This window comes from Methanobrevibacter millerae, from assembly GCF_900103415.1.
Classification (GTDB): domain Archaea; phylum Methanobacteriota; class Methanobacteria; order Methanobacteriales; family Methanobacteriaceae; genus Methanocatella; species Methanocatella millerae.
Genome location: NZ_FMXB01000006.1, coordinates 1 through 18,466 on the forward strand (window position 1 = coordinate 1; position 18,466 = coordinate 18,466).

Genomic DNA, 18,466 nt, shown 5'->3' on the forward strand with positions numbered 1-18,466 from the left:
TTTAAAAAGAATAAAACAAAAATAAAGGACAACTTGATAATTAAATAGAAAAAATAAGTAAAATAATCAAATTATGGATTTATTGACAAACCCCTTAAAATTTGCAACTTTTTAAATAGTTTATTGACATTTATATTGCCATTAATATTTTATTAAATTATACTATTTAAATTAATATCAGATAGCATTTAAAAAGAAAAAATTATATTAAAAAAATCATTGAACATTCAAAAATTGTGAAATTCATCTCCTGCATTAAGACACAGGAGCATTATTTCACATCTCAGACAGATTTATGCATGAATGGTAAAGCCGTATTGGACGAAAACATCCTTAGCTTCTTTTGTTTGCAGGAAGTCCAGGAATGCTTGTGCAGCATCAGGATGTTCTGAACCGTTTACCATAGCTACAGGATAGATTACAGGAGTTTTTAAAGCACCATCAGGAGCTTCACAAACTACTTTAACACCATCATTGGATTTTGCATCAGTGGAGTATACAATACCACAATCAGCGGATCCTTGAGCCACTTGGTTCAATACAGCAGTTACATCAGTACCAAGAGACAATTTTCCTTGAATTGCATCCCAAATGCCAAGGTTGGTTAGCGCTTCTTTAGCGTATTGACCTGCAGGTACGGATTCGGGATCACCAATAGCAATAGTGCCGTTTACATTTTTCAAGTCATCAAATGAAGATATGTTGGCGGTTGAGTCTTTAGGCACAATCAATACAACTTTGTTTTCTAATAATTGAACGTTAGTCTTGTTATCAACCAAACTTTCATTAATCAAAGCATTCATCTGTTTATTAGCAGCAGACATGAATACATCTGCTTTTAAACCGTTTTCAATCTGAGATTGCAAATCTCCACTTGAAGCATAAGTAGGAACAACTTTTACTCCAGGATATTGTTTTTCAAACATTGGAATTAAATCTTTATCAAATGCATTTTTTAAACTAGCTGCAGCAGCCAGATCAACTTCTTGTCCATTTAAGCTACTGTTGGTAGCAGTGCTGTTAGAGCCACCGCCAAGGAAGTCAAATAAACCTGCGGAACAGGTACCTACACCAACAATTACTACTAACGCCAAAATAGCGGCGAATAACAATTTTTTTGTAGATTTCATAGTTTTTCTCCTTTTGAAAAATTTTAACAAATAACACAATCAAACATCAAAAGCAATATCGAAGATTAATAAAAAGATACGAATGATTCTATACTACACATCAACTGAAAAAGATTTTTTCTCTCTTCGTTTCTCAATATTAAATCATAATCGAATTATCTTGATGAGTGATTATAATTTATATTTAATATGATATATAAACTTATTCATATTGAATTTTTATATTCTTTAAAAAAATCGTTGAATTTATTTATTATTAATTATTATATCTTAATAATATAAATTTAAAATAATTATAATTTAAAAATCTTATTGATTAATTTATTATCATTTTTATATACTTTAAAAATATTTTATTGAAGATAAATAATTTTCTATTGATACGATATTCATGCTTTCATGACGATTCATTAATTAATTTGAAGTAAGAAAAGACACGTTTCAAACAAATTAAAATAAAGTTACTTATTGTCAATCACTTCACATCGCAATTTATCCATAAAAACAAAATTTATATTAATTATTAAGTCATTATAATTTAAATGATGGTGATATAATGTCAGACATTCAAAAAGTAGATGATTTCATAACTGAAGCAGGAGTATTCTTCCTTGCCAGCGTAGATGGCGACCAGCCAAAATGCAGACCATTAGGTTTCCACATGATTGTTGAAGACAAAATATACTTTGGAGTAGGAACATTCAAAGAAGTCTGGAAACAGATGCAGGAAAATCCTAAAATAGAAATTGTAGCATTAAGCCCTGAAAAAGATAAATTCCTAAGATATTACGGAACTGCAACAGCAGACGACAACCCAGAACTTGTCGAAAAGACCTTTGAAATAATGCCCGAAATCGGTGCGGCCTACAAAGAAAACGGCTGGGAAATGGGAATGTTCTATCTGGATGATGCTACAGCAGAATTCAGAAACATGTTCGCAGTCGAAGAAACATTAAAATTTAAATATTAATGCTTTTAAGCATTAATATTCATTTATTATCGCCAACGCATTCAGCGTTCTTGGAAAGCCTATATACGGCAAGAGAATGGTTAATGCATCAATCAATACCTCTTTATCATTGCCGACATTTAAATTGGCCGCAACATGAGCTCTCAACTGATTTTCACAACCGCCCAACGTAGCCAAAACGCAGAAGGTAATCATTTCACGGTCCTTATCATCCAGAGCGTCTCTTGTGTAGAAATCACCGAAACAGTAACCTGAAAGGAAATCATTGAACCTTTCCTGGCCTTCAGGAGCATTATCAATCATTGACTGAATAACCTCATCGCCAAAATACCTTTTCTGAATCTCCAAACCCTTTTCATGACGGTTTTCCTTATTTACGGTCGATATGCTTTTTAAAGGCAATTCAACACCATTTTTAGCCAGAACATCATTGGTGACTTCAAAGAGTTCGAATGTCTTTCCAATGCCGACATATGCAACTGACTGATAGAGCACTTCCTTGATTTCAATCGGACTCATTACCTCAAGTGCGTCACGAACTGCAATTGCATATTTCTCTTTAGACGTGTTGGCAATCAATGTGGCCAGAGTGATTATGAATCTGGTCCTTTTTGATATTGATACGTATTCCAGAATTTCTCTGTTGTTGAAACTGTTGAAAATTTCAAAAAAATCAGGATCGTTTTTTCTTAACTTCAAAATCATTCCCCCTTGTTAACATTTTACTTTCTCAATGCATAAATACAAATCGGTAGGGCAAGCAGCGTGATGAATGAAGCCACGTAATATAACGGAGCATATCCCGTTGATGCGGAAACGAACATGCCCAGTAATGCAGGCCCAAAGCCTATTGTGGCGTCACAGAAAATAAAGAAGGTTGAAAGGGCATATGGGCGTCTGGTTTCTGAGGAATTTCTCGTTACGATTGTAGTGCAGGCAGAATTCAACGTACCGAAACCCAATGAAAGACATATTGCGCAGATGAATATCGTGACATATGAAGGTGCAATAGCTATTAGAAAAATACCTGCACTTTGTGCGATGATTCCTGTTACGCAGATTATCATGTCTCCATGATTGTCCTGGATTTTGCCTGCAAGAGGTCTTGTCAATACAAGACAGATTGAATATATTATAAAGAACCAGGAAAATGCCTGAGTCAAGTTGATTTCAGCGGCATAGAGCCTGTAAAATGAGAGAATTGAAACATATCCTAAAGCTGTCAATGCAGTAAAAAGGGAAACCGGAATAGCCTTTATCTCAAAGACCTTTTCAATTAATGAATAGCTGTCCTTTTCAGATTTATTATTATTCGGATTGTTCTTGCTCGGATCATACTTGTTGATATCAATTAATGACATGCAGACAAGGGCGATTCCGCAAAAAAGGGTTGCGGCCGCAAAACAGCCGAAAGATGAGAAATTGTCATAAAGGAATCCTCCGATATAGGGCCCCAGACCGACAGCTATCGTTGTTCCGAGCATAAAGTAGCCGAAAGCTTCACCGAATCGTTTTTTGGGAAGTATTGCTGAAGCTATTGTAACGATTGCATTTGCCGATGCGCCGAAGCCGATACCATGTATGAAGCGGACAATCAAAAGAAAAGTCACGTCATTTACAAAGAAATATAAAAAACAGGCAAAAAAGTGAATGCTCATGAAAGTAAGGGCGATTTTTCTCCAGCCTACCCTGTCCAAAGCATTTCCGGAGTATATTCTTGAGCATAACCCGCCAAATACATATATTCCAGATACAAGCCCTGCAATGGTGGCTGTGGAGCCCATGGCTGTAGCATGCTCAGTTACCGTTGACATGAGCGCATACATTACCAGAGCAGTGAACAATAACGCCCCGAATATTAAGAAAAAGGATTTTGTAAATATCTTTTCGTTTTCATCAGCGTTCATTAATTATATACTTTAACATTAATGATATTTAATATTTAATTGAAAAAAAAGAAAAATAAATAAAGAAGAGTTCAATCTCCTTTATTCCAGTTTACAATACCATAAACAACACATAAGAGCGTGGATAAGATAATTCCAACGTATACTCCCCAAATCCATGGGTCTTCAATTCCAAAAACCATCATTATGCTTCACTCCCCTTATTGTCAATGTCCTTGAATGCTTCGTTAATGACTTCCTCTGCAGGAGGTTTGGTAAGTAAACTTACGACAATAGTAAATAATGCGGATACAGGAACTGCAATCAGCATAACGTCAATGAACGGCCATGGTGCAGCAGGTAGGATTGTTTCAGTGCCCAGTAATGCCATACATATTCCGAGACCCTTTGCGGTTTTTGCAAATACGAATATTAACCAGAACAGGCTTACAATGGTTCCGGATACAATTCCTGCAATAGCTCCAAGTCTTGTAGTTCCTTTCCAGTAAAGAGCACCTAAAAATACCGGCAGGAAGGCTGCAGCACAGATTTCAAAGAAGAGGCTTGTTCCGAGCGCAACCACACTTCCCGGAAGTGAAAAAGCCATAACCAATGCCAGTATGATAGCTAGTAGGATACCGACTCTTGAAATCGTGACCTGATCCATTTTCTGTTTGGTTTTATTCCTGATTGTACCGTAGATGTCCACACCGAATGCTGTTCCCTGCGTATGGAGCTGGGAGGATATCGTAGACATTGCTGCTGCAATCAATGATAATAAAAAGATGTATACGAACCATTCAGGCAATGCTGAGGTAATGAATGTCGGAATAATCTTGTCGATGTTTCCTCCGACGACATCAACTGCAATCTTTCCTAACGTATTGTAGAAATAGACGTTTGAAAGGGATCCTACGATATAGGCGGTTGTAGGCATGATTGCGATGAATATACCACCAATCAATACTGACCTGTTAAGTTCCTTATCGGATTTTACGGTCATGAACCTTACAATCAATGAAGGCTGTGCCAGCACACCGATACCCACTCCGATAAGGGTTGATGATACTAAAGACCACCAGAATGGCGTTCCCAACGTTGGGAAGCTCGTCCATCCCGTTCCCCCTGTCGCTATGGCATCTGCAGGATACAGATTAACCATACCAGAAAGTGCTGAATTTGCAGTATCAATACCGCCAAGCAGCCAATATACGAACACAAGCAAGAATACCATAGCTACAACCATAATGGTACCCTGCAATGCGTCGGTATACATTACACCACGGATTCCTCCGAACAGCACGTAAAACGTGATAATTATTGATAAGATTAAAAGCGCAATGCTGAAATCAATTAACAGTGAAGATTCCAAAAATCTTGCAGCTCCGATTAATACAACCGCAGCATATAAAGGCATTGCACAGAAAATGATTAATCCTGAGAAATAATGAATAAATTTGGAGTCAAATCTTTTGCCCAGAAACTCCGGAAATGTCAAGGAGCCCAAGGCGTGACCCATTCTACGAGTTCTTTTTCCTAAAAATACAAATGCGATGAATACTCCGATAATGATGTTCAAAAATGCCAGCCATAAGACACTCATACCATATTCACCTGCAACTCCGCCGAAACCTACGATAGCTGCCGTTGAAATGAAAGTAGCTCCATAACTCATTGCCATGATAAATGGATGCGTATCCTTACCAGCTATCATAAAGTCTTCAGAGGATTTAGTTTTCTTGTATGCATAATAACCTACAAAAACCAGTGCAAATATGTAGATTATAAATACAATAGCTAAAATCATTACGTCCATAATTAAAACCTCTAAATAATAAAAAATATTATATAATATTATTTATCATACACTTTATTTAAAGATTATCATTAAAAATACATTAATGTACAAAAAAGTACAATGATTAAAAGGTATGGAAAATACATTTATTTAATTAAAGGTAATGATTATGTAATTAATTGTTCATTTAAACATTGCACACAATTGTACTATTAAAAAAAGCTTATAATATATGAAAAACTAATAATTAAACGAGAAAAAATTAAAAATAGGGATAAATATGTATTGGGATGAAAAAGCCGAATGTATGACAAAGGAAGAGAAAGAAAAGGTTCAGCTTGAAAGACTTAAAAAAACCGTTAAGCTGGCCTATGAAAACGTGGAATTCTATAAAAAGAGATTTGATGAAATAGGATTGAAACCTGAGGACATAAAAACCTTAAAGGACATTGAAAAAATACCGTTCACGACAAAAAGCGACCTGAGACAGGCCTACCCTCTCGGACTTCTGGCCGTTCCCAGAGAGGAGATTGTTGAAATCCACGCGTCATCCGGAACAACCGGAAAGCCTACCGTGACCGCATACACCCAAAACGACCTTGAAATATGGGGAGAATGCATTGCGCGAGGATTGAAAATGGCCGGTGCCGAAAAGGACTACATCATTCAAAACGCATACGGATATGGACTCTTCACAGGAGGATTCGGAATTCACCATGGCGGAAACAAGATGGGTGCAATTACAATACCGATTTCAGCCGGAAACACCCAAAGGCAGCTGGATACCATGGTTGACTTTCAAAGCGACATATTGACATGTACCCCATCTTACGCAATGTATCTGGGCGAATCCAGAGAAAAGGCCGGAATCGCTTTGGAAGACATTAATTTAAAAATTGGAATCCACGGAGCCGAAATGTGGACAAATGAAATGAGAAAAAGAATCGAAGCATCCCTTGGAATCAAAACCCACAACATCTATGGATTGACTGAAGTAATGGGGCCTGGAGTTGCACAGGAATGCGATGAACAGAACGGAATGCACATCCAGGACGATCATTTTTATCCTGAAATCATAAATCCCGACACCGGAGAAACCCTGGAAGCCGGCGAAAGCGGCGAACTGGTATTGACATCCCTTACGAAAACTGGAATGCCAATCTTAAGATTCAGAACTAAGGATTTGACATCATTGATTGATGAAAAATGTGAATGCGGAAGGACAACCGTCAGAATGACAAGAATCACTGGAAGAAGCGATGACATGCTCAAAATCAAAGGAGTTATGGTTTTCCCATCACAAATCGAAAAGGCATTGCTTAAGGTTAGTGGAATCAGCCCAAACTACCTGATACACGTCACAAGACCAGACATTCTTGATGAAGTGGAAGTTAAAGTCGAGGCGTCAAAGGAACTGTTCTCAGACGAAATAAGAAAAATGGAACAAGTGGAAAAGCAGATTCAGGCATCAATCAGATCAGAAACCGGATTGAGAGTGGATGTTACATTATGTGAACCTGAATCCCTCCCAAGAAGTGAAGGAAAAGCTGTTCGTGTAATCGATGAAAGAGAGTTATAAGGTGATAAAATGGCAATTCAAATTTCAGTATTTATCGAAAACAAGGAAGGAAGAATAAGAAAAGCTATCGATACGTTGGCAAAAGCCGGCATTAACATACGCGCATTATCCGTTGCGGACACATCAAAATACGGAATTCTAAGATTGATAGTGTCCGATAACGAAAAAGCAACAAAGGCACTTGAAAAAGACGGATTTATCGTTAAGGAAAACGAAGTTATTGTAGTGACCGTTCCGGACGAACCAAACGGACTGAACTCAACTCTGACAGTATTGGATGACGCCGACATCAATATAGAATACATTTACGCATTTGTAGGCAACGAGCCTGGCGAAGCAATTGTTGCCATAAAAGTAGAAGATACTCAAAAGGCAATTGAAGTGTTTGAAAAAAATAATGCGAAAATACTTAAAAAAGAAGATATAGAAAAGATTTAATTCTTTTCTACTAATTTTTTATTAAAAAACAAAATCATTTAGAATTCTTTCAATAATTTAGCTATATCCTCTTTAGAATAACCTAAACGAGGAAGCAAAGATTTAATAGGTTCCGTTTCCGGAATAACACCAAGTTCTCTCCAACTTTTAAAATCATTATTCATGATACTGTTAATTAAAAGTTGAATCGTAATCAAATCATCACTTTTAACTGCAATGAATGCATCTTCATCTTGAAAATTGCCTTCCGGGTCAATTAATGTTAATTTCCCAGTCCTATCCTTTTTTACTATAGCGTTGTCTATTTGGTAAGCCATAAAATCCCCACTATTATAATCTAATTAATGATTTACTCTTAATGATATTTAAATTTTTAACCCTTGATTGATTTATATCCATTCTCAATAGCTTTTAGATTCAAATCATGGAACCTTTCATGCAGATTGTTTTTCATTGCATCGATGACCGCATCTTTGGATAACGGGAATTTGTCATCTGCAGTTACCGCTCCCAAAAGAACCATGTTCAATGACAGGATATTTCCAGCATCCAAGGCCAGTTTCGTAGCATCAATAGGTAAAACATGAGTAAAGTTCTCTTTCAAGGCACTTGTAATGCCTGAAATGCTCGGATAGCTCATGTCACTTGAAGACGGCACAATCGGATGAGTATTGTAAACGATTTTGCTGTCCTTATTAACCTTGTGCAATCCCCTTATCGTTTCGATAGGTTCAAAGGACAATAGCATGTCTGCGGTTGTGTCCGGAATGATTGAACTGTTGAATTCACCTATCTTTAACTCGGTTGAAACGGATCCGCCTCTCTGGGACATTCCGTGAATTTCACTCATTACCACATCTAAACCCTGATTCATTGCGGCTTCTCCGATAATTACTGAGGTTTTAATAATTCCCTGGCCTCCTACGCCACAGATGTAAATAGTATAGCTCATTTTCCCACCTCCAGTGCACCATATTTACAGACCTGAATACATACTCCGCATCCGTCACACATTGACTCATCAATTTGGATTTTGCCGTCCATTTTTGAAATTGCAGGACATGCAAGTTCGCTTACGCATTTATCACAGTGATTGCAGTTTGATTCAACCAGTTTAACCGGAGGCTTTTTGGTCAGTCCCTTAATTAATGTACATGGAGCTTTTGAAATGATTACTGCAGTGTCATCACGTTCAAATGCTTCCTTATATGTTTTGACAACCTGGTCCAGGTTGAACGGATTGATAACGCGCACATAATCAACTCCGCAGGCCAATGCCAACTTACGGATTGATATTTCAGGGGCTTCATCGCCCATTCCGTCAACTGGAATGCCCGGATTCGGCTGACCGCCCGTCATGGCCGTAATCCTGTTGTCAAGAACAGTTAATACGAAATTATGCTTATTGTGAACTGCATTAATCAATGGAGAAATTCCGCTGTGGAAAAACGTTGAATCACCGATGAAGCTTGCCACTTTCTGGTCTGTGGAAACTGAAAATCCGCAGCCGTCCCCAACGCTTGAACCCATTGACAATAGATAATCGGCAGCATTGTACGGCGGATTGATACCTAAAGTATAGCATCCGATATCTGATGCGAATACAACGTCTGAAGTCTTTAAGCCTAATTCTGCGATAGCTATGTTTATTCCGTAATACATTGCCCTGTGAGGACATCCAGCACACAATACGGGAGCCCTTGAAGGTATCTTTTCTGCCAATCCATTTAAGCTGTCAGTAAAGGTAATTTCATCTTTATTAAGGAAGTCCAATACCTTATCAAAGCCTTCGGCAACAATGTCTGAGTTGAATTCATAGCATTCAGGCAATGTTCCGTCCAGTTTTCCGTGAACGGTAACGTTTAAGTTTTCACGCCCGATTAAAGCCAGCACCTCTTTTTCCATTATAGGGTCGACCTCTTCAACGATGAAAACCTCATCCAAGTCATTTAAAAATTCAATGACTTTTTTATCAGGGAATGGATATGAAAATGCGATTTTTAAAATGTCCATGTCCAAGTCATTGTATTTTATGACATCAAAGGCATAGTTGAATGCGCTTCCGGATGAAATCACACCGTATTTCTTTTCATCTGAAAATGAAGTAATCCTATTAAATTCTGATTTGTTCGTTAAATCATTTATTTTAGAAATTTTATCGCACAGCCTTTCATGCATCTTGCCTGCAAAGACGGGAACAGGCACGTATTTTGAAGGGTCTTTGTCAAAATGTCCTCTCTTCCAGTGATTATCGTTATTTGATGAGTTGTCATTAACGTCACCGAATTCCACAACGCCCCTCATGTGGGATACACGAGTGGTTGTTCTAACGATGACAGGCAGTTTATACTCTTGTGAAACTTCAAAGGCATATTTGACCATGTCCTTTACTTCCTGACAGTTTGAAGGTTCAAAAACGGGAACGTTAGCCAGGCGTGCATAATTACGCGTATCCTGCTCATTCTGTGATGAAAAGAGTGAAGGATCGTCAGCGACCAGTATAACCATTCCTCCATTTACGCCGGTATATGCGGTTGTCATGAATGAGTCGCTGGCCACATTCATGCCGACATGCTTCATGAAAGTAAATGAACGAAGTCCTGAAGCGGCAGCCGTTGCTGCAACCTCCATTGCGACCTTTTCATTGGTTGAAAATTCAAAATAAATGTTTGCATCCTTAGCAAGGACAGATAATATATTTCCAATCTCTGATGAAGGAGTTCCAGGGTATGTTGCAGCTATGGAGACACCTGCCTCTATTACGCCTCTTACCGCCGCTTCATTACCTAGCAAAAACCCTTTTTCACCAGACTTTCCAGTAACTAATTCTTTTAGATTCATTATTTTTATTCCTTAAAGATTATTTATAAATAGATAATATATTATAATAATAAGTTCAAAATATAATATAAATTTATAGATATTTTGACTTAGTTTAAAAAAGAGGGATGATGATGATTAAGGTTTATGTCTCCAGGTTCGACGCAAAAAAGGATAGCGAACCTCACATGGAGTGTTATGAAATTGAAAAAACCCCACAGATGAAGGTTTTGGATGCACTGCAGGCAATCAACGACAAGTATGATGCCGACATCAGCTTCAGAAGTTCCTGTAGGGCAGGACAATGCGGATCCTGTGGAATACTGTTTAACGGCAATGGCGCTCTTGCATGTCAAAAGGAAATAAAGGACAATGCAAGAATAGAGCCTTTAAGAATGCCCGTTATCAAGGATTTGATTGTCGAGAGAAGCGAAATAGAAAATAAGGTTAAAGACCTGGAATTAAATTTGCACGCTAAAGACAATGACGAACTGGACGAAAGCATAACGAAAGCAGAAACCGCCGATACCAAAAAGCTTAGAAGCTGCATTGAGTGCTATTCATGTCTTTCAAGCTGTCCTGTCGTTAACTTTGCAACTGCCGAGTTTGGCGGACCATACATAATGAGATACATATCCAAATTTGAATCAGACCCTCGTGAAGACTTTAATCGCTTGAAAGAAAGTTTGGATGAAGGATTATACAACTGTACCAGCTGCGGAAAATGTCTGGCGGTTTGTCCTAAAAACATTAATACCTTCGGCGATGCAATCGAAAAGATGAGAGCTATTGCATGCTCCCAAAATCAGGGCCCTCTGCCTGAACACGTTGCATTCCATGACAATATCAAGGAAACCGGAAGGTCCGTTTCAGTTGACGGTGAAAGCTTCATAAGTCAGGTTGACAACTACAACGGCTCGAAGGTTGCTTTGTTTACCGGCTGTATGCTGGATAATAAACTGCAGAAAATCGGCCACAGTTTACTGAAAGTTCTTGAAGCAAATGACATTAAAATTGATATTCCCGAAGGCCAGGTCTGCTGCGGTTCTCCGCTTTTAAGGACCGGACAGACTGAGCTTGTTCAGGGTTTGGTTGACAAAAACAAGGAAGTATTTAAAGATTATGATGCCGTTATCACCTTATGTTCCGGCTGCGGAGCAACCCTCAAGAACAATCATCCTCAATTCGGTTCAAAGCTCAACGTGATGGACATAAGCGAATTCCTTGTTGATAAGCTTGATACCGAGAAAATGAAAGACGTTAATATCAAGGTTACCTACCATGACCCATGTCACTTGGCAAGAGGCCAGGGAATTAAGGATGAACCCCGTGAAATCATCGAGATGGTTCCAGGCGTTGAATTCGAGGAAATGCTTTATCCATGCCAGTGCTGCGGTGCAGGAGGCGGAATAAAATCCGGAAGACCTGAAATCGCAATGGAGCTTTCAAAGGCAAAGGCCGAAATGATTAAAGACACCGGCGCCGATGCAGTAGTTACAATCTGTCCGTTCTGTGAAAGAAACCTTCAGGACGGCCTGGATGATATGGGCGAAGAGAACGTTAAGGTAATGCACATTTTAGAGTTATTGGAAAAAGCTTATGAATAATATTTAAAGGAGTTGATTTTGAATGGGAGATGCTGCGGTAAGTGAGGAAAAGGTAGTTGAAGCCACCCCTATCGCCCAACCTGAAAAAGAAGAAAAAACCGAGAAAAAATCAACTTCAACAAAAAAGGCAAAGTCCAGAGGCCAATCTTTAGCAATAAAAGAGCTTCAGCAAACCAAAAGCGATTCCGAAGAGGAACTGGACTTGTTCAAAAATAACATTTATATTGTCTTTGTGGAGTGTGAAACTCCTGGAAATATAGGGTTTCTCGCAAGAACAATGGCAAACTTCGGATTGAGAAATCTGGTATTGATCAATCCCCCAACCCTTACGCCTGAAGCATATTATCAGGCAACGCATGGAAAATACATTGTGGAAAACGCCTTGGTTTATCCTAATTTAAATGATTTTTATCAGTCAAAAAGGATTGACTTTAAAATCGCATCAACCGGAATTGCCGGAGGCAGCTACAACCTATCAAGAATTCCATTAAAACCGGAAGATTTAGCTAAAAGCATTAACGTCAACAATAAAATCGCAATACTGTTTGGAAGAGAAGGGGACGGCCTTTCAAATAAGGAAATTGAAGACTGCGATATCTGCGTGTCCATTCCAACTGATCCCACCTATCCGATTCTCAACATTTCCCATGCGGCAGCAATAATATTCTATGAGCTGTTTAAAAACAAGCATGAATTTCCGGTTGAAGGACTTGAAGAGAGTTCTCATTTGGAAAAGGAATATCTTGTAAAGGACATGACCGATCTGATAAACAGCCTGGACATTCCGGAGCATAAAAAGAAAAATGGTTTAAAGACCTTTAGAAATATAATTAATAGGGCTTTCATTACAGGCAGGGAAGCTCATACTTTTAAAGGTATTTTAAGAAGATTGAAAAATAAGATAGGTGAACAATGAGAAGACCGAGATTTGTGGACTTAAGCCGTTTTACCCTTAAGTACATATTCAATTGGAGATTCAGGATTGCAGAGTTTACAAAAAAATCCGAATTATACAAGAAGGCAGTGGAAAAGTTCCTCTTTGAAGATGACGAGATAATCGTTATACCCAATACGATTAGCGTCAATAAGAAAATAGAATCTGAAGGGTCTGAATTTTTACCTACAGAAATCATTAAGGAAGTCATTAAACGCTGCGATGATATTGTTATAATGAATTCCTGCCTTTGCAGAACCTCAAATAACTGCCAGGATTATCCTCAAGACATAGGATGTATTTTCCTCGGTCCGACATCAAAAAGAATACCTGAACATATTGGAAAAAAGGCAAGCGTTGAAGAAGCCCTGGAGCAGGTTGACAGGGCAGATGAAGCAGGTTTAAGCCACATTATAGGCAGGAACAAAATCGATACCGTCTGGATGAATGTGCGTCCGGGAAAAGGCCTGTTGACAATATGTCATTGCTGTCCATGCTGCTGTCTGTGGAAGGTATATCCCAATTTGGATGATGACATTACCGATAAACTGGAAAGACTTGACGGAGTCACTGTCAGTCTCAGCGAAGAGAACTGCAGAATGTGTAAGAAATGTTTGGATGAAGTCTGCATGTTCAATGCCATCGGCCTGAAAGACAATAAAATTACAATCGATCATGATACTTGCAGAGGCTGCGGCCTTTGCGCAAATACATGCAAATTCGGTGCAATCAATATTGACTACACTGAAGAGGCGGTTGACAATATAGTTAACAGATTAGAAGATTTAATTGAAATAAAAGAATTATAAAATTACCTATGTGATAAAATGGCTATTTTAAGTGATAAAGACATAATAAAATATTTGGAAGAAGGCAAAATTGAAATTGACCCTATTCTGGATGAAAAGCAAATACAGCCATCTTCAGTTGACATGAGATTGGGAGATGAGTTTAAGGTATTTAAAGTAATTAGAAAGGCGTATATCGATCCTAAAGATGAAGATGACATTTCCTCATACATGGAGGAAATTACGGTTCCCAAAGGAGAAGCATTCATTATTCATCCCAACGAATTTGCGCTGGCCACAACAGCAGAATACGTTAAAATTCCCGATGACCTTGTGGCTCGTGTTGAAGGCCGTTCCAGCATGGGAAGACTTGGAGTTACCATGCACGTGACCGCAGGCTTCATCGACCCGGGCTTTGAAGGAAACATTACCCTTGAAATCTCAAATATCGGCGCAATGCCTGTTGCCCTTTATCCCGGCCAGAGAGTATGTCAGATTGTTTTTGAAACAATGACATCACCTGCAGAAGTGCCTTACGGCCATCCAAGCAGGAACAGTAAATATATGGGACAGACCAGTCCTGAAAGCAGTAGAGTTAAACTTGATTACGAATTAAAAAAATGAATGGAAGTTAATATTTATGAATCATGACAAAATGACAAATATAAGTGCGAAAAGAGGATTTTTATGGCCATCATTTGAAATATATTCCGGAGTATCCGGATTCACGGATTATGGCCCATTAGGAGCAAGCTTAAAAAATAACATCATGCAGAAATGGAGAAAGCAGTACGTTTCAGGAGAAGGATTCTATGAAATAGAAGGGCCTACCGTAATGCCGAAGGAAGTCCTTAAGGCATCAGGACACGTCGACAACTTCACCGATCCGATGACAAAATGTGAAAGCTGCGGAGAAGTCTTCAGGGCAGATCATATCATCGAAGAGGCAATAGGCGTTGACGTGGAAAGCCTTGAAAACAGCGAAATGGATAAAATCGTTTTAGAAAACAACATCAAGTGTCCTGAATGTGGAGGAGACCTTGCAAACATTTGGGACTACAATCTGATGTTTAAAACCCAAATCGGTGCCAAGGGAAACAAGGTAGGATACATGAGGCCTGAAACGGCACAGGGAATATTCATCCTTTTCAAACGTCTTGAAAGATTCTTCAGAGGAAAACTTCCTTTCGGAGTTGTCCAATTGGGAAAAGCCTACAGAAACGAGATTTCCCCAAGGCAGGGCGTAATCAGGCTCAGGGAATTCACTCAAGCCGAAGCCGAAATCTTTCTGGACCCTACCGACAAGACAACCCCTAAATTCGCACAGATTGAAAATGAAATCCTGAGGCTCAATTCACAGGAAGTTCAGGAAAATGACCTGGAGCCATTGGAAATCACCGCACGCGAAGCCTTGGACAAGGGAATCGTTGCCAATGAAATGTTAATCTATCAATTATACTTAGCACGTAAGTTCCTAAATGAAATCGGAATACCTAATGACGTTTTAAGGTTCCGCCAGCACCTGGCAGGGGAAATGGCTCACTACGCCCTTGACTGCTGGGACGTTGAAGTAAAAACCGACAAGTACGGATGGGTTGAAATCATCGGAATAGCGGACAGGGGAGACTATGACCTCTCTTCACACTCCGAGTTCAGTAATGACGAGCTTAACGTGTTCAAGGAATACGATGAACCTAAAAAAGTGAAAAAGACGGTCATTAAGCCAAACCTCTCAAAATTCGGACCTGTCTTTAAGGGAGATTCACCTAAAGTGAAACAGGCAATTGAAGACGCCGACCCACAGGAAATCATCTCCGCAATCGAAAGCGACGGCAAATACGTTGTCCAACTGGATGACAGCTATGAAGTGGATAAGGACCTTCTCATCATAGAGGAAGTGGAAGCCGACGTTACCGGAGAAAAGATAATTCCTCACGTAATCGAGCCTTCATTCGGTATCGACCGTATCCTCTACTCCGTCTTATTGCATTCATTTGAAGAAACCGACGAAAAGGACTATTTCAAGTTCGCCAAATGCGTCGCGCCGGTACAGGTTGGAGTTTATCCTCTCGTTAAAAAGGACGGGCTTCCTGAAATAGCTACCGAAATTAAGGACAGTTTAAGGCTGGCCGGTTTCACCGTCGAATATGATGAAAGCGGAACTATAGGAAGAAGATATGCAAGGGCTGACGAAATCGGTATCCCTCTTGCAGTAACCGTTGATTACGAGTCAAAAGACGACAACATGGTTACCGTAAGAGACAGGGACACTGAAGCCCAAAAAAGAATTCCGATAAGTGAAATACCTGAATATCTAGAAAATTATTACAAATGAGTTTAATGACTCATTTTAATATTTTCCTTTTTGAAGTTTTTAAAAAGCTCATTGCCCCAGATGATGCAGTCATCATCCTCGGAGGTCAGTAAGCGATTCTGATCGTAAGTGCCGTCATCCTTAAAGAAACCTAAAATCACCTTTTCATCAGTGCAGATCAACAGAAACGGAGCTGCCTCGTCGCCATTGAAATAACCGATTCTCAAATTGCTTTTGGAGGTGTCCAGATTCCTTAAAAGGATGTCCTTGATATCTTCAGGAATCAGCAAATCTATATCTATCCTTTTTGAGAGCCTGTTGAAAAGCATGTTGAATTCATTGTATGAGAAAGGCAAAATCGCATTGACGCTTTTCGCCTTCAAGAGAGATTTTTCAATGAATTCATAAGCCTTATAAACATCAAAGCCACTGGATTCTATCAGTTCGATGTTGTCCAGATAATGGATGTTTTCAACGCAATCCCTAGGAATTGACATGACCTTATGGCCCTGCAGGATAGGAGATATGATTTCCAGAAGGTTCATCAGGTTATTTATTTTCAGCAGATTATCCATCTGAAGCTTCATTGAGTTGGACAGGAAATACCGATTGTTTTCCTTATATACCTGACCGTTTAATTCAAGGCCATGAATATGAGTCGATATTGCACTGTAATGGAATTTTGTTTCATGATTCATTTCCTTCATATCCCTTGGATAATCATATAGCATTTTTAGTATTCTAAGTCTTATTAAAGATTTTGGCAGGAATTTAACGTCTTTTTCGATTGTTTCATAGTTTTTTACTGTTTTTAATGTTTCAATCATATTTTCACCACAGGTATTGCTTAGCCTAATATCTATAATGTTGCGAATATAAAATCTAAGGAAGTGCGACAAAGCATAAAGTCGCACTTGCAAAAGACTTAAATAAAATGTGTCAAGTCAGGAAAATTTTTTCAACGAAAAGCAATATAATAAAAAACAGGTAAAAATTTTTAGAAGTGATTGAAATGATAGACACACATATACATGGGGATTCAAGAAACGGTGAAGATTTTGATAAGATGTATTTATCTGGCATAGACGTTGCAGTAGCATGTGCCTATTACCCGTACAATCAATATGATGATGCGATTCTTTTAAATCATTTGATGAGAATTCTGAACTATGACACGAAAAGGGCAGCCGAATACGGACTCGATTTAAAAGTGGCCTTAGGCATTCATCCAACCAATACAAATCTTGACGGTGAATTGATATTTGAAAATCTCTACAAATGGATAGAAAACGAAGATATAATAGCCATTGGTGAAATCGGCCTTGAAGACTTGAGCGATAACGAATACGGGATTTTCAAAAGGCAGCTGGATATAGCTGAAGAGACAAAAACCAATGTCATCATCCACACCCCAAGGAAAAACAAGGCTGAAGTCCTTGATGAGATACTGGAGATACTGCCCCAGCACATTTCACCGGAATATGTTGTCATTGACCACATCAATCCGGATGTCGTTGAAAAGGTGATTGGAACAGATTATACCTTAGGCCTGACGGTTCAGCCACAGAAAATGGATAAATATGATGCCGTTTCAATTCTGGATGAATACGGATTTGATAAATTTCTATTAAACAGTGACTGCAGCTACAAGCCATCAGATCCGCTGTCCGTTCCCAAAACGATTCGCGAACTTAAAAAGCAGGGCTTCAATCAGAAGGATATCGATAAAATTGCCTTTGGAAATGCTCGAAAGTTCTTCAGGTTCTGAAAATTTTAATGCTTGAATATTTCATTTGAAAAGAATCGTTTGAATAATGGCTCAATTAATATTCAATTCAAACGTGCTGTTAAAAGATCATTATTCATAATCTTTACAAAACCTTCCGGGGGATGGAGAATGGCCTAAATCACAATAATATTCAACATTACCTCCATCACAATAATCGCTAACTATCGCACCGCCACTATCTAAAAATTCTTCACGATAATGTATGCAGCTCAAACCACAATAACCTCCATCATTGGATTTGCCTTTACTTTCAGATTCCCGGTAATGAAAAGTCTTATTGGTTGATGCAGTTCTTTTTGAACTGGAATCAGCTTTATTGAGAATAGTTTCACCACCCCCACAACAGCATGCAGAAACAATTAAAAAGAAAAAAATTACCGCAAGAATTGTTATAATCATATTTAATTATTATA

At 38.6% G+C, this 18,466-nt stretch carries 19 protein-coding genes; 9 read left to right on the forward strand and 10 right to left on the reverse strand.

All coding sequences use genetic code 11. From position 1 onward, the window contains the following. Window positions 1-293: 293 nt before the first annotated feature. Window positions 294-1,130: a molybdate ABC transporter substrate-binding protein gene (gene modA / locus F3G70_RS04465; protein ID WP_149731503.1), complete on the reverse strand. Its 837-nt coding sequence runs from the start codon at window positions 1,128-1,130 to the stop codon at window positions 294-296. Window positions 1,131-1,686: 556 nt separating this feature from the next. Here modA and F3G70_RS04470 point away from each other — a divergent pair. Next, complete coding sequence (locus F3G70_RS04470; RefSeq protein ID WP_149731504.1) at window positions 1,687-2,100, forward strand: pyridoxamine 5'-phosphate oxidase family protein; 414 nt, start codon at window positions 1,687-1,689, stop codon at window positions 2,098-2,100. Between the two features lie 12 nt (window positions 2,101-2,112). Here F3G70_RS04470 and F3G70_RS04475 read toward each other — a convergent pair whose 3' ends face one another. The 4 genes from F3G70_RS04475 to F3G70_RS04485 form a co-directional block, all read right to left on the reverse strand. Next, entirely contained in the window at window positions 2,113-2,799 is a 687-nt protein-coding gene (locus F3G70_RS04475; protein WP_188118081.1) for a carboxymuconolactone decarboxylase family protein, read from the reverse strand. A gap of 23 nt (window positions 2,800-2,822) precedes the next feature. After that, window positions 2,823-4,007 (reverse strand): MFS transporter, encoded by a 1,185-nt coding sequence (locus F3G70_RS04480; RefSeq protein ID WP_149731506.1) that lies wholly within the window; start codon window positions 4,005-4,007, stop codon window positions 2,823-2,825. A 71-nt stretch (window positions 4,008-4,078) separates the two neighbouring features. Beyond that, window positions 4,079-4,192, reverse strand: coding sequence for a symporter small accessory protein (locus F3G70_RS12495; protein ID WP_394349322.1), 114 nt, complete (start codon window positions 4,190-4,192; stop codon window positions 4,079-4,081). After that, window positions 4,192-5,802 (reverse strand): sodium:solute symporter family protein, encoded by a 1,611-nt coding sequence (locus tag F3G70_RS04485; protein ID WP_149731507.1) that lies wholly within the window; start codon window positions 5,800-5,802, stop codon window positions 4,192-4,194. The genes F3G70_RS12495 and F3G70_RS04485 overlap by 1 nt, the downstream gene beginning before the upstream one ends. Window positions 5,803-6,064: 262 nt before the next feature. Between F3G70_RS04485 and F3G70_RS04490 the strand changes: the two genes are divergently transcribed. Together F3G70_RS04490 and F3G70_RS04495 are read left to right on the forward strand one after the other, a co-directional pair. Then, complete coding sequence (locus tag F3G70_RS04490) at window positions 6,065-7,363, forward strand: phenylacetate--CoA ligase family protein (RefSeq protein ID WP_149731508.1); 1,299 nt, start codon at window positions 6,065-6,067, stop codon at window positions 7,361-7,363. A 9-nt stretch (window positions 7,364-7,372) separates the two neighbouring features. Then, on the forward strand, window positions 7,373-7,801 hold the full coding sequence (locus tag F3G70_RS04495; protein WP_149731509.1) for an amino acid-binding protein: 429 nt from the start codon (window positions 7,373-7,375) through the stop codon (window positions 7,799-7,801). Window positions 7,802-7,839: 38 nt separating this feature from the next. Here F3G70_RS04495 and F3G70_RS04500 read toward each other — a convergent pair whose 3' ends face one another. Genes F3G70_RS04500 through iorA form a run of 3 tightly spaced genes read right to left on the reverse strand, consistent with a single transcriptional unit; the run spans window position 7,840 to window position 10,642 of the window. Next, the gene (locus tag F3G70_RS04500) at window positions 7,840-8,118 is read right to left on the reverse strand and encodes a hypothetical protein (protein ID WP_149731510.1); all 279 of its coding nucleotides are present in this window, start codon (window positions 8,116-8,118) and stop codon (window positions 7,840-7,842) included. A 56-nt stretch (window positions 8,119-8,174) separates the two neighbouring features. Continuing rightward, window positions 8,175-8,753, reverse strand: a complete 579-nt coding sequence (locus F3G70_RS04505; protein WP_149731511.1) for an indolepyruvate oxidoreductase subunit beta — start codon at window positions 8,751-8,753, stop codon at window positions 8,175-8,177. Continuing rightward, window positions 8,750-10,642 carry an indolepyruvate ferredoxin oxidoreductase subunit alpha gene (gene iorA, locus F3G70_RS04510; RefSeq protein WP_149731512.1) on the reverse strand — a complete coding sequence of 631 codons (1,893 nt, stop codon included), beginning with the start codon at window positions 10,640-10,642 and terminating at the stop codon, window positions 8,750-8,752. The genes F3G70_RS04505 and iorA overlap by 4 nt, the downstream gene beginning before the upstream one ends. 113 nt (window positions 10,643-10,755) lie before the next feature. Between iorA and tfrB the strand changes: the two genes are divergently transcribed. Genes tfrB through glyS form a run of 5 tightly spaced genes read left to right on the forward strand, consistent with a single transcriptional unit; the run spans window position 10,756 to window position 16,285 of the window. Then, window positions 10,756-12,228 carry a fumarate reductase (CoM/CoB) subunit TfrB gene (tfrB, locus tag F3G70_RS04515; RefSeq protein WP_149731513.1) on the forward strand — a complete coding sequence of 491 codons (1,473 nt, stop codon included), beginning with the start codon at window positions 10,756-10,758 and terminating at the stop codon, window positions 12,226-12,228. 22 nt (window positions 12,229-12,250) lie between these two features. Next, window positions 12,251-13,144 carry a TrmJ/YjtD family RNA methyltransferase gene (locus F3G70_RS04520; RefSeq protein WP_149731514.1) on the forward strand — a complete coding sequence of 298 codons (894 nt, stop codon included), beginning with the start codon at window positions 12,251-12,253 and terminating at the stop codon, window positions 13,142-13,144. Next, window positions 13,141-13,971: a DUF362 domain-containing protein gene (locus F3G70_RS04525; RefSeq protein ID WP_149731515.1), complete on the forward strand. Its 831-nt coding sequence runs from the start codon at window positions 13,141-13,143 to the stop codon at window positions 13,969-13,971. The genes F3G70_RS04520 and F3G70_RS04525 overlap by 4 nt, the downstream gene beginning before the upstream one ends. An 18-nt stretch (window positions 13,972-13,989) precedes the next feature. Further along, entirely contained in the window at window positions 13,990-14,574 is a 585-nt protein-coding gene (gene dcd / locus F3G70_RS04530; protein WP_149731516.1) for a dCTP deaminase, read from the forward strand. Between the two features lie 16 nt (window positions 14,575-14,590). Next, a complete protein-coding gene (gene glyS, locus F3G70_RS04535) occupies window positions 14,591-16,285 on the forward strand; it encodes a glycine--tRNA ligase (RefSeq protein ID WP_149731517.1) in 1,695 nt (564 codons plus the stop codon). A gap of 2 nt (window positions 16,286-16,287) precedes the next feature. On the opposite strand, the gene F3G70_RS04540 is transcribed toward glyS, so the two are convergent. Continuing rightward, the gene (locus F3G70_RS04540) at window positions 16,288-17,091 is read right to left on the reverse strand and encodes a helix-turn-helix transcriptional regulator (protein WP_149731518.1); all 804 of its coding nucleotides are present in this window, start codon (window positions 17,089-17,091) and stop codon (window positions 16,288-16,290) included. A gap of 185 nt (window positions 17,092-17,276) precedes the next feature. Between F3G70_RS04540 and F3G70_RS04545 the strand changes: the two genes are divergently transcribed. Beyond that, the gene (locus F3G70_RS04545; protein ID WP_149731519.1) at window positions 17,277-18,032 is read left to right on the forward strand and encodes a TatD family hydrolase; all 756 of its coding nucleotides are present in this window, start codon (window positions 17,277-17,279) and stop codon (window positions 18,030-18,032) included. Window positions 18,033-18,122: 90 nt separating this feature from the next. Here the strand turns inward: F3G70_RS04545 and F3G70_RS04550 are convergent, their stop codons facing one another. Continuing rightward, window positions 18,123-18,452: a hypothetical protein gene (locus F3G70_RS04550; protein WP_149731520.1), complete on the reverse strand. Its 330-nt coding sequence runs from the start codon at window positions 18,450-18,452 to the stop codon at window positions 18,123-18,125. Window positions 18,453-18,466 lie beyond the last annotated feature (14 nt).